The 14,373-nt window shown below is 72.3% G+C and carries 15 protein-coding genes and 1 pseudogene; 3 read left to right on the forward strand and 13 right to left on the reverse strand.

What is annotated here, in order from left to right:
- Positions 1–6: 6 nt before the first annotated feature.
- Positions 7–734: pseudogene (locus M6G65_RS24155) on the reverse strand (NUDIX hydrolase).
- A gap of 445 nt (positions 735–1,179) precedes the next feature.
- Between M6G65_RS24155 and M6G65_RS24160 the strand changes: the two are divergent.
- The 3 genes from M6G65_RS24160 to M6G65_RS24170 are packed head-to-tail and all read left to right on the forward strand — an operon-like array spanning position 1,180 to position 4,772.
- Positions 1,180–3,354: a marine proteobacterial sortase target protein gene (locus tag M6G65_RS24160; protein ID WP_238200018.1), complete on the forward strand. Its 2,175-nt coding sequence runs from the start codon at positions 1,180–1,182 to the stop codon at positions 3,352–3,354.
- Positions 3,351–3,929 (forward strand): class GN sortase, encoded by a 579-nt coding sequence (locus tag M6G65_RS24165; protein ID WP_238200019.1) that lies wholly within the window; start codon positions 3,351–3,353, stop codon positions 3,927–3,929. The genes M6G65_RS24160 and M6G65_RS24165 overlap by 4 nt, the downstream gene beginning before the upstream one ends.
- 36 nt (positions 3,930–3,965) lie before the next feature.
- Positions 3,966–4,772, forward strand: a complete 807-nt coding sequence (locus tag M6G65_RS24170; RefSeq protein ID WP_373323940.1) for a helix-turn-helix domain-containing protein — start codon at positions 3,966–3,968, stop codon at positions 4,770–4,772.
- Positions 4,773–5,004: 232 nt separating this feature from the next.
- Here M6G65_RS24170 and M6G65_RS24175 read toward each other — a convergent pair whose 3' ends face one another.
- The 12 genes from M6G65_RS24175 to M6G65_RS24230 form a co-directional block, all read right to left on the reverse strand.
- Complete coding sequence (locus M6G65_RS24175) at positions 5,005–5,220, reverse strand: hypothetical protein (RefSeq protein ID WP_250102979.1); 216 nt, start codon at positions 5,218–5,220, stop codon at positions 5,005–5,007.
- Positions 5,221–5,224: 4 nt separating this feature from the next.
- Positions 5,225–5,632, reverse strand: a complete 408-nt coding sequence (locus tag M6G65_RS24180) for a thiol-disulfide oxidoreductase DCC family protein (RefSeq protein WP_238200025.1) — start codon at positions 5,630–5,632, stop codon at positions 5,225–5,227.
- A gap of 183 nt (positions 5,633–5,815) precedes the next feature.
- Complete coding sequence (gene msrA, locus M6G65_RS24185) at positions 5,816–6,325, reverse strand: peptide-methionine (S)-S-oxide reductase MsrA (protein WP_238200026.1); 510 nt, start codon at positions 6,323–6,325, stop codon at positions 5,816–5,818.
- Positions 6,322–6,771: a peptide-methionine (R)-S-oxide reductase MsrB gene (gene msrB, locus M6G65_RS24190; RefSeq protein ID WP_238200028.1), complete on the reverse strand. Its 450-nt coding sequence runs from the start codon at positions 6,769–6,771 to the stop codon at positions 6,322–6,324. Before msrB ends, msrA begins: the two co-directional genes overlap by 4 nt.
- Before the next feature lie 119 nt (positions 6,772–6,890).
- Positions 6,891–7,277: a response regulator gene (locus M6G65_RS24195; protein ID WP_250102980.1), complete on the reverse strand. Its 387-nt coding sequence runs from the start codon at positions 7,275–7,277 to the stop codon at positions 6,891–6,893.
- Positions 7,278–7,339: 62 nt separating this feature from the next.
- Entirely contained in the window at positions 7,340–10,279 is a 2,940-nt protein-coding gene (locus M6G65_RS24200) for a PAS domain S-box protein (RefSeq protein WP_250102981.1), read from the reverse strand.
- Positions 10,276–10,575 carry a protein-glutamate O-methyltransferase CheR gene (locus M6G65_RS24205; protein WP_347710506.1) on the reverse strand — a complete coding sequence of 100 codons (300 nt, stop codon included), beginning with the start codon at positions 10,573–10,575 and terminating at the stop codon, positions 10,276–10,278. The genes M6G65_RS24200 and M6G65_RS24205 overlap by 4 nt, the downstream gene beginning before the upstream one ends.
- Positions 10,464–11,228, reverse strand: coding sequence for a chemotaxis protein CheB (locus M6G65_RS24210; RefSeq protein WP_250102982.1), 765 nt, complete (start codon positions 11,226–11,228; stop codon positions 10,464–10,466). Before M6G65_RS24210 ends, M6G65_RS24205 begins: the two co-directional genes overlap by 112 nt.
- A gap of 109 nt (positions 11,229–11,337) precedes the next feature.
- Positions 11,338–12,360 carry a chemotaxis protein CheB gene (locus tag M6G65_RS24215; RefSeq protein WP_238200030.1) on the reverse strand — a complete coding sequence of 341 codons (1,023 nt, stop codon included), beginning with the start codon at positions 12,358–12,360 and terminating at the stop codon, positions 11,338–11,340.
- A 332-nt stretch (positions 12,361–12,692) separates the two neighbouring features.
- Positions 12,693–12,923: a hypothetical protein gene (locus M6G65_RS24220; RefSeq protein WP_238200031.1), complete on the reverse strand. Its 231-nt coding sequence runs from the start codon at positions 12,921–12,923 to the stop codon at positions 12,693–12,695.
- A 94-nt stretch (positions 12,924–13,017) separates the two neighbouring features.
- Complete coding sequence (gene ruvB / locus M6G65_RS24225; RefSeq protein WP_250102983.1) at positions 13,018–14,064, reverse strand: Holliday junction branch migration DNA helicase RuvB; 1,047 nt, start codon at positions 14,062–14,064, stop codon at positions 13,018–13,020.
- A 1-nt stretch (position 14,065) separates the two neighbouring features.
- A complete protein-coding gene (locus M6G65_RS24230) occupies positions 14,066–14,311 on the reverse strand; it encodes a DUF6894 family protein (RefSeq protein ID WP_192711066.1) in 246 nt (81 codons plus the stop codon).
- Between the last annotated feature and the right edge of the window lie 62 nt (positions 14,312–14,373).

Here is a 14,373-nt window from a genome sequence, read left to right on the forward strand (position 1 = left end):
GTCTCCTCAAGACTGACGTGACCTGTCGAAGCGGAAGAGTTCGGCCGGGCGGAACGCCGTGCCGGCCTCACGGGCGCCGGTCGGCGCGATCCAGCCCCGATCGCGCATGCGGCGGCGGAAAGCGGAGGTGTTGAGAGCTGCGCCGAGCACGGCCTCGTGGACGTCCTGGAGCTGCCGCAGCGTGAACTGCTCGGGCAGCAGCGCGAAGGCGACGTCCGTGTAGTCGAGCTTGCCGCGCAGCCGCTTCACGGCCAGCGCCAGGATGTCGGCATGGTCGAAGGCGAGGGCGAGCGGCGCGCCGTCCTCCGACACGGCCGAGACCGGGCCGCCGGCCTCGCCCGCCCAGGGCACCCCGAGCACGGCCGCCGTCAGGCCGCCGCCGGCCAGGACCTCGGCGAAGGCGGCCGCGGGCAGGAGCGCCAGGTAGGCGACCGAGACGATGCGCATGCGCGGATCGCGGTCGACGGCGCCGAACGTGTAGAGCTGCTCCAACCGCGCCCGGGCGATCCCGGCCTTGTCGCGCAGGACGCGCTCCGCCGCTTCGTCGAGAGTCTCGTCGATGCCCACGAAGCCGCCGGGCAGCGCCCAGAGCCCGGGCTGCGGGAGTTGGGTCCGCCGCATCAGGAGCGCCGCCGGACGGCTGCCCGGATGCCCATCAGCACGAGGTCCACCGCCAGGGCCGGCCGCTCATAGGCCGCCGGATCGTAGCCGGCCAGGAACTCGGATTCGGTCACCGCAGCACCTTTTTGCTCGACTTGAGCATAACTAAGATGCAAGTTGCACATAAGTCAAGGCGCTTAGTAGGCATTCATGGATGTGAATGCCGTCATTCCGGGGCGCCGCAGGCGAGCCCGGAATCCAGAACCGCCGACCATGACAGGCTAAGCACGCGGTGCGGATCTAGATTCCGGGCCCTGCTCCGCAGTTCCGGAATGACGGGGTTGTCCCTCCGAACCTGAGCGAGGTCGCGTCGGCCGAAGTTCGTGGCCGTGGCTTACCCGTCAGGACGAGCCGCAGGGCGCACGGGACCGCACCGCCTCCGCACCGATCCGCCGCGGCCTGTCCGGCGCGTCCGGTTCAGGCCCGGAAAAGGGCGAAGCTTCCCGTGGCGGCGCGTCGCCCGGCGCGGGAGCCTCAGCGCTGAGCCGGCCGCGATCCGCCGGCACAGGAGGGACTCCGATGCCGTTCTCCGTTCCACGATCCGCACTCGGGCAGCCGCGCGCCGCCGCGCTGTCCCCGCTCTTCCTCGGTCTGCTGGCGCTGCTCGTCATGCTCGCCTCGGCCCACGCGATGCCGGGGCCGGCACGGGGCGGCCTGATGCTGCGCGGGCCGGCCGGCACCGCGCCGGTGGAGGCCGTCCGACTGGCGACCGATATCGGCGTCGACGTGAGCGGCCCGACCGCTCGCGCCACCGTCACCCAGGCCTTCCGCAACACCACGGCCGACTGGGTCGAGGGCACCTACGTGTTTCCCCTACCGGAGGATGCGGCCGTCGACGGGATGAAGCTCGTCGTGGGCACCCGCGTGATCGTCGCCGATATCCGCGAGCGGGCGGCGGCCAAGCGCGCCTACGAGGCCGCGAAGGCGGCCGGGCAATCGGCGGCCCTCACCGAGCAGGAGCGGCCGAACGTCTTCACCAACACGGTCGCCAATATCGGCCCCGGGGAGACGGTGCTGGTCCAGATCACCTATCAGCAGACGATCCCCGTCTCCGGCGAGACGCGGATGCTGCGCCTGCCGCTGGTGGTGGCGCCGCGCTACAATCCGGCGCCGTCGACCGTGGGCACGGTCGCCCTCGACGGTTCGGCCGAGGCGGCGCGCGATCCCGTTCCGGATCGCGCCCGGATCAGCCCGCCCGTGCTCGACCCGGCCGCGTCCCTGCCGGTCAATCCGGTCGCCGTCACGGTGCGGCTCAAGGCGGGCTTCGCCATCGGCGCCGTCCACAGCGCGACCCACGCGATCCGCGTGACCGAGGCCGGCCCGGAAGCCCGCACCGTCACCCTGGCCGACGGCGCGGTGCCGGCCGACCGCGACCTCGAACTGACCTGGGAGCCTGTCCCGAGCCGGATGCCGGGTCTCGGCCTGTTCCGCGAGACCGTCGCCGGCCGGACCTACCTGCTCGCCACCCTGACCCCGCCGACGGTCGAGGCCGAGGCCGCCGCCCGGCCGGCCCGCGACGTCACCTTCGTCATCGACAATTCCGGCTCGATGGCCGGCGCCTCGATGCGGCAGGCCAAGGCCGGGCTGCTCGCAGGCCTCGCCGGCCTGACGCCGCGGGACCGGTTCAACGTCATCCGCTTCGACGACACCTGGGACGCGCTGCATCCCGCGCCCGTCCCGGCGACCCCGGAGGCCTTGTCGGAGGCCGAGCGCTTCGTCGCCGCCCTGGAGGCGCGCGGCGGCACCGAGATGCTGGCGCCCCTGAAGGCGGCCCTGGCCGATCCCCACCCGGAGGACGGGCGCGTGCGCCAGGTCGTGTTCCTCACCGACGGCGCGGTCGGCGACGAGGAGCGGATCTTCGCGGCGATCCACGCGAATCTCGGACGCTCGCGCCTGTTCATGGTCGGCATCGGCTCGGCACCCAACGGCCACCTGATGCGCCACGCCGCCGCCATCGGCCGCGGCAGCTTCACGGAGATCCGCGACCTCGCCCAGGTCGACGCGCGCACCCGTGAGCTCTACGCCAAGCTCGAATCCCCGGCCGTGACCGACCTCACCGCGACCTTCTCGGGTCCCGGCGCCGAGGTGACGCCGGGCGCGCTGCCCGATCTCTATCGCGGCGAGCCGCTGGTCTTCGCCGCCCGGCTCCCCGAGATCGGCGGGTCTGTGACCGTCTCGGGCCGGGTCGGCGGCCGGCGCTGGAGCCGCACGCTGGCCCTTTCCGGGGCCGCGCCGGGCGCCGGCATCTCGAAGGTGTGGGCGCGCTCCCGGATCGGCGAGACCGAGACGGCGCGCATCACCGGGCGCCTCGGCACCGACGCGGCCGATGCCGCGATCCTCGCCCTCGCCCTGGAGCACGGGCTGACGACGCGCCTGACCAGCCTCGTGGCGGTCGACGCCACCCCGCGCCGTGCCCCGGGCACGCCGCTCGTGGCCGCCGATCTGCCGCTGAACCTGCCGGCGGGCTGGGACTTCGCCAAGGTGTTCGGAACGGATCGGAGCGTTGCGCCCGCGGACGGCGCCGGAGCCCGCATCGTGCCGATCAACGCCGCCGGGGACGGCATCGACCTGCCTCAGACGGGGGCCGGGATCCTGCCGCAGCTCGGCCTCGGCCTGCTGCTCGCCCTCCTGGGCGTGCTGCTGAGCGCCGGCCTGCGCCGGTCCGGCGGCCGGCGGATCGGGGAGGCCCGATGAGCGGCCGTCCCGGAACCGGACTGGGGAGGGCCCTCGCGGCCCTCCTCACCCTGGCGGGCCTGGGGCTCGCCGCGCAGGCCGCCTGGATCCCCGCCAAGGCCATTCTGGCGCAGGTGCTGCTGGAGCGCGCCTTCGCCCGCACCCTGGCCGAGGGGCGCCCGATGAAGCCGTGGCCCTGGGCCGATACGGAGCCGGTCGCCCGGCTCGACCTGGCCGGCCGCAGCTTCGTGGTTCTGCGCGGCGGCAGCGGGCAGGCGCTGGCCTTCGGTCCCGGCCAGCTCGACGGCACGCCCGAGGCCGGTGAGCCCGGCATCGCGGTCTTCGCCGCGCACCGCGACACGCAGTTCGCGGTGCTGGGGGATCTCGCGCCGGGCGACCCCGTCACGGTCACGCGCCGCGACGGCCGGGCCGTCCGCTTCCGCGTCACCGGCGCGCGGGTGGCGCCGTGGGATGCGTCGGGGCTCGACCCGCAGGCCCCCGGCCGGCATCTCGCCCTGGTCACCTGCTGGCCGCTCGCGGCCCTGCGCTCCGGACCCTTGCGGCTGATCGTCGAGGCGGAGGCGGAAACGCCCTGACGAGCCACAGGGATCGGCACGGCGACGCTTGCGCAAATGTGCGGTTCCGTGCGGATCTGTGCGGGTCGAGCCCCTGCGAGCCTGCCCGTGAGCGAGATCGAGCTGTCGGAGGCGCAGAGCCGCGCCATTGCCCAGACCGTGCGGGAGGCCCTGGCTCGTCGCCGCATCTCCCGACAGACCCTGGCCGAGGAGGCCCGGATCAGCCTCTCGACGCTGGAGAAGGCGCTGGCCGGCCGCCGCCCCTTCACCCTGGCGACCACGATCCGGCTCGAGGAGGCTCTGGGCCAGTCCCTGCGCCAGGAGACGGGCCGGCCGGCACCGGAGGCGGCGCGCCACGCGCCCGACGCCCTGGGATCCTACTCGCGGGAGAGCGTGGCCTGGATCGAGGGGCGCTACCTCACCCTGCGGCCCTCTTTCGGCGACGCGGGCGCGATCTTCGCCTACCGGACCGAGATCGCCTGGGACGCCGACAGCGCCCGCTTGGTGTTCCGCGAGGCCGAGCGGATCGACGCCCCGTTCGCGCAATCCGGCAGCGTCGCCGTGCCGAGCCAGTCGGGCATGATCTATCTGGTGACCAACTGGCACGGGCAGCACCGGCTCGCGGTGCTGTGCCGCCCGAACATCCAGGGCGAGATGTACGGGATCCTGACGACGCTGGTCGCCGGCCGCGGCACCCAGCTCACGCCGGCCTCCGCGCCGCTGGCGCTGCTTCCCGAGCAGGCGGGCGCGGAGTTCGGCTACGGGCGCATCGGGCCGGAGGCGCCGGGCCACGCCCGGTACCGGGACTATCTCCGCCGGGTCCACGAGGACGGCTACGCGACGTTCTTCCCGGGCGCGCTCTAGCATCACGGCGGGGCCTCCTCGACCCGCGCGGGCCTAGGGCTGCGCGCCTGAGGAGATCCATCGTCACGCGTAAAGTCGGCAAACAGTACGCCGCACCGTCATTCCGGGGCGCCGCAGGCGAGCCCGGAATCCAGAACCGCTGTCGGCGCAGGATCTTGGCGCGGCGGCGGGTCTGGATTCCGGGCTCCGCTGCGCGGCCCCGGAATGACGGGTCTTCCCCGCCGCCCGGCCGCTACAGCCAGCGCTCGCCGAGGTCGGTGGCGTTGCGCGCGGCGATCGGCTGCGTGTCGTCGCCCTCGGCGAAGACCACGATGTCGTCGGGACCGACGTCGCGGGTCGCGTAGAAGTCCCAGCGGCGGTGGATCACCCGCGGGCCGCCGAAGATCCGGAACGCGTTCCAGTAGCGGTCGTCCCGGAAGCCGACATAGTGGACGCAGCGCGTCGCCACCGGGTCACGCCCCGGATCGCCGGGCGACCAGCCGCGCCAGCCGGGGCCGCACGGTCAGGGACAGGCGGTAGGCGGCCTCGGCGACCGGCAGCACGGGCCGGACACCCAGCACGCGCCAATCGATCAGCCGTCCGAGCCAGCGCCAGCCCGGCAGACTCTGCCAGAGGCGCGCAAAGGCCGCCGCGCCGGAGACCAGCTGGCCCTCCGCGGTGCGGACGTGGAAGCGCCGCAGGGCGGCGTCGCGCGGGAGATCCGGCCCGAGCGCCGGCTCCGGCACGCCGCGGCCGACATCGACGAAGGCGAGCCGCTCCGCGCCCGCGCAGCGGCGGTACTGGTCGATCTCGGCCCGGCACAGCGGGCAGCCGCCATCGTAGTAGACGCTGAGGGTCTGTCCGGGCGCGTCGTCGCTCATGGCCGGTCTCGAAGCCCCCTCCCCATCCCCGGCCTGCAGCGCCACCGTCATCCCGGGGCCGCGCAGCGGAGCCCGGGATCCAGACCCGCCGAGGTGCCGATGATTTGCTCCGACAGTGGTTCTGGATCCCGGGCTCGCCTGCGGCGCCCCGGGATGACGGCGCCCCCAAGGTGCGCCGGTTCCTCAGGCCGCGTCGGAGCGTTGCGGCAGCCGCCAGCCCGGCCGCACGAAGTGGCAGGTGTAGCCGTTCGGAATCCGCTCCAGGTAATCCTGGTGCTCGGGCTCCGCCTCCCAGAAATCGCCCGCCGGCGCGACCTCGGTCACGACCTTGCCCGGCCAGAGGCCCGACGCGTCGACATCCGCGATCGTGTCCTCGGCGACCCGCTTCTGCTCGGGCGTGACGTAGAAGATCGCGGAGCGGTAGCTCAGGCCGCGGTCGTTGCCCTGGCGGTTCGGCGTGGTCGGGTCGTGGATCTGGAAGAAGAATTCGAGCAGGCGGCGGAAGCTGATCGTCGCGGGATCGAACGTGATCTCGATCCCCTCCGCATGCGTGCCGTGGTTGCGGTAGGTCGCGTGCGGGACGTCCCCGCCCGTGTAGCCGACCCGGGTCGAGACCACGCCGGGCAGCTTGCGGATCAGATCCTGCATGCCCCAGAAGCAGCCGCCGGCGAGAACTGCGCGTTCGATGCTCATGATACCGTCTCCACCTGAGGCAGGTAGGCGCCGTAGCCCTGCGCTTCCATGTCGTCCCGGTGCACGAAGCGGAGCGCCGCCGAGTTGATGCAGTAGCGCAGGCCGCCGCGGTCGCGCGGGCCGTCGTTGAACACGTGGCCGAGATGGCTGTCCCCGTGCGTGGACCGGACCTCGGTGCGGACCATGCCGTGCGACACGTCCCGGAGCTCGGTCACGTGCGCGGGGTCGATCGGCTTGGTGAAGCTCGGCCAGCCGCAGCCGGATTCGTACTTGGCGGCGCTGGCGAACAGCGGCTCGCCGGAGACGATGTCGACGTAGATGCCGGGCTCCTTGTTGCCGAGGAGCGGGCCCGTGCCGGGCCGCTCGGTGCCGTTCTGCTGGGTGACCCGGTACTGCTCCGGCGTCAGCGCCGCGATCGCCTCGGGCGACTTACGATAGGTTGTCATGGCGGACGTCCTTTGTTGCCGCCAAGATGGTGAGCGCGTGCCGGGTTGTCGAGCGGGCGACCGCGCCGCAGCCCGGCCCGCGCGGGCGTTGCGGCCTCACCGATCCCGGTGCGGCCCGCTCAGGCGCGGCTCTCGGCGAGAATCGCGGTCAGGGCGCGCACCAGCTCCCGCGCGAGGAACGGCTTCTCCAGCCGCGGCCGGTCCCGGTAGATCGAGGTATCGGCGAGGCGCACATCGCCCGTGGCGAACAGGTATGGCACCCCCAGCGCTCCCAGCCGGTCGGCGAGCGGGTAGGCGTCATCGCCCGCCCCGGGATTGACGTCGAGCACCGCCACGTCGGGGCGGCGCGCCTCGATCAGGTCCAGGGCCTTGTCCACGCTCGGCACCGGGCCCAGCACCTCGGACCCGGCCGCCAGCAGCCAGCGCTTCACCTCGCTGGCGATCAGGTACTCGTCCTCGGCGACCAGGACGCGGCGACCGGTCAGGGGAGCATCAGCGCGGGACATGGGCTCTCCCGGGGGGAACGATCAGGACGTACAAGGTTCAACAGGACGGCGTGGCCGAGGGTTCACACCGGTGAGGACACCGGCATCTCGATCCGGCAGCGCACGCCGTCCGATTCGAGGACGTACGCGACCTCGGCCTGCAGCGCGTAGGCGAGCGCCTCCTGGATCAGCTCCGTGCCGTAGCCGCGCCGGGGCGCCGCGTCCCGTGGGATGGCGACCCCGCTCTCGATCCAGCTCAGCGCGAGCCGTTGGCCCGCGCGCGGGTCCTGCGCGACGTCCCACGTGACCGACAGGCGCCCGGAGCCGTCCCTCAGGGCGCCGTACTTCACCGCATTGGTGGTGAGCTCGTGCAGGGCCAGGGCGAAGTTCTGCACCTGCCGCGCCCTGAGCCGGACCTCCGGTCCTTCGATCGCGACGGCCGGTGAGGCCTCGTCGGTGTAGGCGGCCAGCTCGGCCCGCACCAAGTCGCCGACCGCGACGGTGTCGTTGCCGCCCTGGCTGAGCAGGGCCTGGGCCCGGCCGAGGGCCTGCAGCCGTTCCTCGAACGCCTCCACCGATCCGCCCTGCTTCACCGTCCGGTCGGCGACGGCCGAGACCACGCCGAGCAGGTTGCGCGCCCGGTGCTGCAGCTCGTTGACCAGGACCTCCTGCCGGGCCTGGAGCTGGCGGATGGCGTCGATGTCGGTCGAGGTGCCGAGCCACTCCAGGGCGCGGCCCGCGGCGTCCCGCACCGGCAGCGAGCGGGTATGATGCCAGAGCCAAGCCCCGTCGGCGGCGCGGCGCACGCGGTACTCGACATTGAGAACCCCATCGGGTCCGGCCCGGTCCCAGGCCTCCAGGGCGGCGCCGCGGTCATCCGGGTGCACGGCCTCGAGCCAGCCCATGCCGGTGCTCTCCTCCTGGGTCTGCCCGGTGAAGGACAGCCATTGCGGGCTGCCCCAGGTCCATTGGCCATCGTCGGCCGAGCGCCAGACGAGCTGCGGGATGCCCTCGATCAGCGCGCGCTGGCGCGTCTCGCTGGCGCGCAGGGCCTCGTGGGTCTCCCGCCGGTTCGTGGTGTCCTGGCCGATCTTCAGGAAGCCGCGGAGCGACCCGTCCGCGTGATGCAGGGCCCGGGTCGTGCCCTCGATGAACACGCGCGCGCCGTCCTTGCGCAAGTGCCAGCGGACATTGAGCGCCGAGCCCTCCCGGCGCGCCTCCTCCAGCTCCTTCTCGTCCTCCCCGTGCCGCCGGTCCGCCGGCGTGTACAGGATGCTGCCGGTCTGCCCGATGGCCTCGTCGGCGGTCCAGCCAAACACAGCCTCGGCGCTCGGATACCAGTCGGTGATCCGGTTCTCGGGATCGACGGTGAAGATGGCGTAGTCCCGGGCGTTCTCGGCGACGAGGCGGAAGCGTTCCTGGCTCTCGCGCAGGTCGGTCTCGGCCCGCTTGCGCGCCGTGATGTCGGCGAAGGTGATGACCACGCCGGCGATGAAATTGTCGATGCTCCGGTAGGGCAGGACCCGCACCATGTAGTGCGCGCCCGTCACCACGCTCTCGATTTCCCGCTCGGCCGCCGCCAGGGTCCGCAGCACCCGCCGGGCGTCGGCCTGGAGGTCGTCGTAGGCGAGGCGCGACTTGATGTGGCCGATCGGGCGGCCGGCATCGGTCTCGGCGAGGTGGAAGATCTCGGTGACCGCCGGGGTGTAGTTCGTCACCCGCAGCTCGTTGTCGAGGAAGATCGTGGCGATCTGCGTGCTCTCGAGGAAGTTCTTCAGGTCGCTGTTGGTCCGGCCGAGTTCCTGCACCCGCAGGCTGAGCTCGCCATTGACGGTGGTCAATTCCTCGTTGAGCGACTGCAGCTCCTCCTTGGAGGTCTGCAACTCCTCGTTGGCGGATTGCAGCTCCTCATTGAGAGACTGGTACTCCTCGTTGGAGGCCTTCAGCTCCTCGCTGGTGGTCTCGGCCTCCTCGGCGGTCGCCTGGAGCCGCTCCCGGGTCTCGCGCAGCTCGGCTTCGAGCTGCTGGATATAGGCCTGCTGGTCGGAGGAGGCGGTCGTGGCCGCGATCTGCTCCGGTCCCGGCGCCGCGTGCCCGTCCTTGAACAGGACGAAGTAGCTCCGCACCGGTCCGGACGCGTGCTTGACCGGCTCGACCACGAGGTCGGCGACCAGGCTGTGGCCGTTGAGCCCGATGCGCCGGTTCTCGAGCTCGACGGTCTCCTCCGCCTCGGCGGCCCGCGACAGCGCCTCGCGCACGTCAAAGCGCAGGTCGGGGTGGATCAGTTGCAGGAGGTTCAGCGTCGCCGCCCCGCCGACCGGATCGAGGTAGCGGCCCGTCCGGGCGGAGAAATGCAGGACGTTGTAGCCCTCATCGAGGATCACGTAGGCCGGCGCGTAGCGCTCCGCGAAGCGCTCGGCCCGCTGCGCCAGCGACGGCTCGATCGTGCTGGGCGGGGCGTTGCGCGCGGGCAGCTTCTCGGCGGGCAGCGACGCCACCGTGAACGGGAAGTTGGGCAGCAGCCGGTTGGGCGCTTCGAGCCGGCGGAACACCCGTGAGCGGTTCTCGAGCGGGGCGAACAGGTTCGTGTGGCGGGAGACGTTCTCGGAATTGCCCAGGAACAGCACGCCGTCCGGCCGCAGCGCGAAGTGGAACAGCGGGATCACTTGGTTCTGCAGCTCGGCGTCGAGATAGATCAGCAGGTTGCGGCAGGAGACGATGTCGAGGCGTGAGAACGGGGCGTCCTTGATGATGCTGTGCTGGGAGAAGATGCACATCTCCCGCAGCTCCTTGACCACGCAGTAGGTGTTGCCTTCCTTGACGAACCAGCGCGCCAGCCGCTCCGGCGACATGTCGTCGGCGATCGTGGCCGCGTAGCGCGCGGCGCGCGCCGCCGCGAGCGCCCGGCCGTCGAGGTCCGTGGCGAAGATCTGCACCAGCGGCGCGTCGCCGAGGGTGGCCATGTGCTCGCGCAGCAGGATGCCGAGGGAATAGGCCTCCTCGCCGGTGGAACAGCCGATCACCCAGACCCGAGGCGGTCGTTCTGCGTCTTGCCGGCGAACAGCTTCGGGACGACCTCGCGGGCGAGCAGGTCGAACTCGTGCGGATCGCGGAAGAATTGCGTGACGCCGATCAGGAGATCGTTGAACAGCTCCTGGGCCTCGTCGGGCCGTTCGCGCAGCAGGTCCAGATAGGCGCCGATGGAGGTCACCTGGACGACCTGCACCCGCCGCTGGACCCGGCGCAGGAAGGTGCCGGGCTTGTAGCCGTGGAAGTCGTGTCCGGTCCGCTTGCGCAGGACCGCCGCGATGCTTGCCAGCGCCGCCGAGACATCCGCGTCGTCGGGCCGGGCAAGCCCGGCGGCGGCGGGTCGGACTGGCGGACGCCATCCTTGATCCGCTCGGCGAGCTGATCGATCGGCAGAACCGCGTCGGCCAGGGCGGCGGGATGATTGCTGCGCGCGAGCTCGCTGGACCGGGATTCCTCCGTCTCCTCCGCGAGCGCCAGTCCGCCCGCCGCCTTCACGGCCTTGAGGCCGAGCGTGCCGTCGGCGCCGGTGCCGGCCAGGATGACCGCGATGCTGTGGCCGTCCTCGTCGCTGGCCAGCGCCACCAGGAAGCTGTCGATGGTTCCGCGCGCCCCGGGCTGCTCCTCGGCGGGCTGGACCCGGAACCGGCCGTTCTCCAGGCTCACGATCACGTCCGGATCGGGCAGGTAGGTTTTTCCCGGCTCGAGCGGAGCATCGGGCGCGATCGGGCTCGGCACATGGCCGGCCTCGCGCAGGGCCTGCATGAACGGCTCCGTGTCCAGCGCCTCCCGGTGCTGCAGCACGATGACCAGCGCCATGTCGGATTGCGGCGTCAGCGCGCGCAGGAGTTGCAGCAGCGGCTGCGGGCTCGCGGCCGAGGCACAGACCGCGACGACGGCGGGCCGGCCGTCGGGGGCGGCCGCATCGGGGGAGGCTGTCACCATCGCGGCGCTGATCCGGGGCTCATGGACGCGTGCGGACGGGCGGTCGTTACCCGCCAGAATGGGGGCCAAGACCCCGCTCCTGTCGCGGACATTGCAGCCGGCGTGCGCATCACTCCTCCTGTGCTCCCTCATTACCCGAGGGCTCGGGCGAGGGAAGCGTCTGCAGCACGGCTTTTCGGATCGTCTCGGCATAGGCGCGGTACTCGGCCGCGCGCTCGTCGTACATCTCGGCCAGCGCCCGCCGCCCGGCCTCGCGGCCGTCGGCGGCCATGCGCCGGACGAGCTCGGCCCGCTCCTCGATGATGCGCAAAGCCACCCGCATGGCCTCGTCGACCGAGTTCTCCTGCTCCTTGGCGACGAGCTCGGCCGTGTAGCCGTGGCCGACCTGACAGCGGAAGCGGAGCGGCTTGCCGTCCTTCATCGTCGAGAGGACGCCGCCGCATTGCGGGCACGAGAGGGCGGCGGGGCTGCCCAGACGGCCGATCACGTCACTGTCGACCCGGGCGCCCGCCGCGATGTCGACCTCCAGCCGCAGCTCCGGCGGCACCGGCCGCGGCGGGCCAGCGGGGTCGCGCACGAGATCGGCGAGGACGTCGCCGATGCGGGTCGCCGACAGGGTGAGATCGACCTCCAGGGCCGAGAGCGCGCTGCGCGGCATCTCGTCGGCAATGGCGTCGGTCGGATCCTGCACGAGGGCGAGGCCGCCGCAGCGCTTGATCGCGTCCAGGCCGGCGGTCCCGTCGTTGAGGAGGCCGCTCAGGAGCACGCCGATCACCCGGGGGCCATACGACACGGCGGCCGAGCGGAACAGCGGATCGATCGACGGTCGCGCCATGTTCTCGCGGGGGCCGCGCCCGAGCCGGATCCGTCCGTCCGCCAGGATGAGGTGGTAGTCCGGCACGCCGAGGTAGATGTTGCCGGGGGTGATCGCCATGCCGTCCGCCGCCGGATGGACCGGCATGTGGGCCGCCGCGGCCGTCACGGTCGCGAGCAGGCCGAGGCTCCGGGCCGGGATGTGGACCACGACGAACACCGCCGCCGGCAGATCCTTCGGTAGCGTGCCCAGGATCGTCTTGAGCGGCAGGGTCGCACCGGACGAGCCGCCGATGACGATGATGTCGCGATTGGTCATGCTACGCCGCTCCTCCACGCCCGGGGGGAACACTGCGGCGGGCGGCTTGGATCTCCAGGCGGATCATGGCGCGGTCTGTTCCAGAAGCGCGCGCGACCGCCGGATCGCCTCCCGGGCGCTCTCAATCAACCACCGGTCGTACGCGGCCGGGGACCGGAGCGGCGATCAGGTCCGGCAAGAGAGCCTCCGTGAGAGCCTCCGTGCGACCAGGGAGAAGACCGTCCCGCTCAGCCACGACGATCCGGGTGTGCCATCGACGCTCGAGCGGGAGCATGCGCCGCCTCAGCCGGGAAGTCCAATCCGGCTCCTGCGTCCCCGTCAGAGCGCGCGCTCTAGGAGCCTTCCAGCCTGCGGATTGCCCGCAGGATCTCCGCGCGGTGCGCGTGCCACTGCAGGAGCGTCTGGCGCAGGCGATCCAGGAGTTCCTCGGCGCGGCCGGTGTCATGCCCGCGCAGGCGCATCCTCTGGATCCGCAATTCCTGCGCGGTGATCCGCATCTGGCCCGCGGCGATGTCCTGCTCGGCCTTGGCGAGGTGCGCCCGCTCCTGGTCCAGACTGAGCATGCGGTGCGCCCGCGTTTCCCGACGGCGCAGCATCAACCGCCGCCGGCCCCGCCGGGATCCGGTGCTCCCTACCCCGGCGCGCTCGGTCCCGGCGCTAGGCCGCCGCCGCGGCGGTCTCGTCCTGCGGCACGGCGAGGCCGAGATGGCGGTAGGCGTGCTTGGTGAGGATGCGGCCGCGCGGGGTGCGCTGCACGAAGCCGCGCTGGATCAGGTAGGGCTCGATGATGTCCTCGATCGCGTCGCGCGGCTCCGACAACGCCGCCCCGATCGTCTCGATGCCCACAGGCCCGCCCCCGAACGAGCGCGCGATCAGGCTCAGGTACTTGCGGTCCATCACGTCGAGACCCGCCCCGTCCACGTCGAGCAGCTGCAGCGCCCGGTCGGCGATCGCCCGCGTCACCGTCTCGGCCTCCGCCACCACCGCAAAGTCCCGCACCCGCCGCAGCAGCCGCCCCGCGATCCGCGGCGTGCCCCGCGCCCGCCGGGCGATCTCGTTGGCGCCCTCCGCCGACATCCCTAAGCCCAGCACCCGCGCGCCGCGCGCCACGATCTGCTCCAGCTCGTCGATCTCGTAGAACTCCAGCCGGATCGGGATCCCGAACCGGTCGCGCAGCGGCGTGGTCAGCAGGCCCGCCCGCGTCGTGGCGCCGACCAGCGTGAACTTGGGCAGCTCGATCTTGACCGAGCGCGCCGCCGGGCCCTCGCCGATGATCAAGTCGAGCTGGTAATCCTCCATGGCCGGGTAGAGGATCTCCTCGACCGCCGGGTTGAGCCGGTGGATCTCGCCGATGAACAGCACGTCGCGCTCGTCGAGGTTGGTCAGCTGCGCGGCGAGATCCCCGGCCTTGGCGATCACCGGACCCGACGTCGAGCGGAAGTTCACCCCGAGCTCGCGCGCCACGATCTGGGCCAGCGTGGTCTTGCCCAGGCCCGGCGGGCCGACGAACAGCACGTGGTCGAGCGCCTGACCGGTCTTCTTCGCCGCCTCGATGAAGATCTGCATGTTCGCCCGCGCCGCCCGCTGGCCGATGAACTCGGACAGGCTCAGCGGGCGAATCGTCTGATCCGGCTCTCCGGCGGTCGCGGATGGCCGCGGCGGGACCGGCGGTCCCTGCCGGACCGTCCTGATCGGCGCGGCCATCTCAGGCCGCCACCTTGATCCGGTCCGCCGCCGGCTCGAACGGCTGCACGAGGACGCGCCGGCCCGAGAGGTCGTGCACGCTCACCCGCCACTCGGACCAGTCGGTCCGGTTCGCCAGGGATTGCCGCACGTCGGCCGCAACCTTCCGGGCGCGTGTGATCAGGCGGGACGCGGCGCGCACCTCCGTGCCGCGCGCGTCGAACACGCATTCGAGACCGTTGGTGCAGTGGAACCGGTACCGAGCCATCCCTCGCTCCTCCTCGTCCGCCACGCGCGGCGTTCCTATACGTTCACTATATGTTCTCATTT

It is taken from the genome of Methylobacterium tardum (genome assembly GCF_023546765.1).
GTDB lineage: Bacteria > Pseudomonadota > Alphaproteobacteria > Rhizobiales > Beijerinckiaceae > Methylobacterium > Methylobacterium tardum.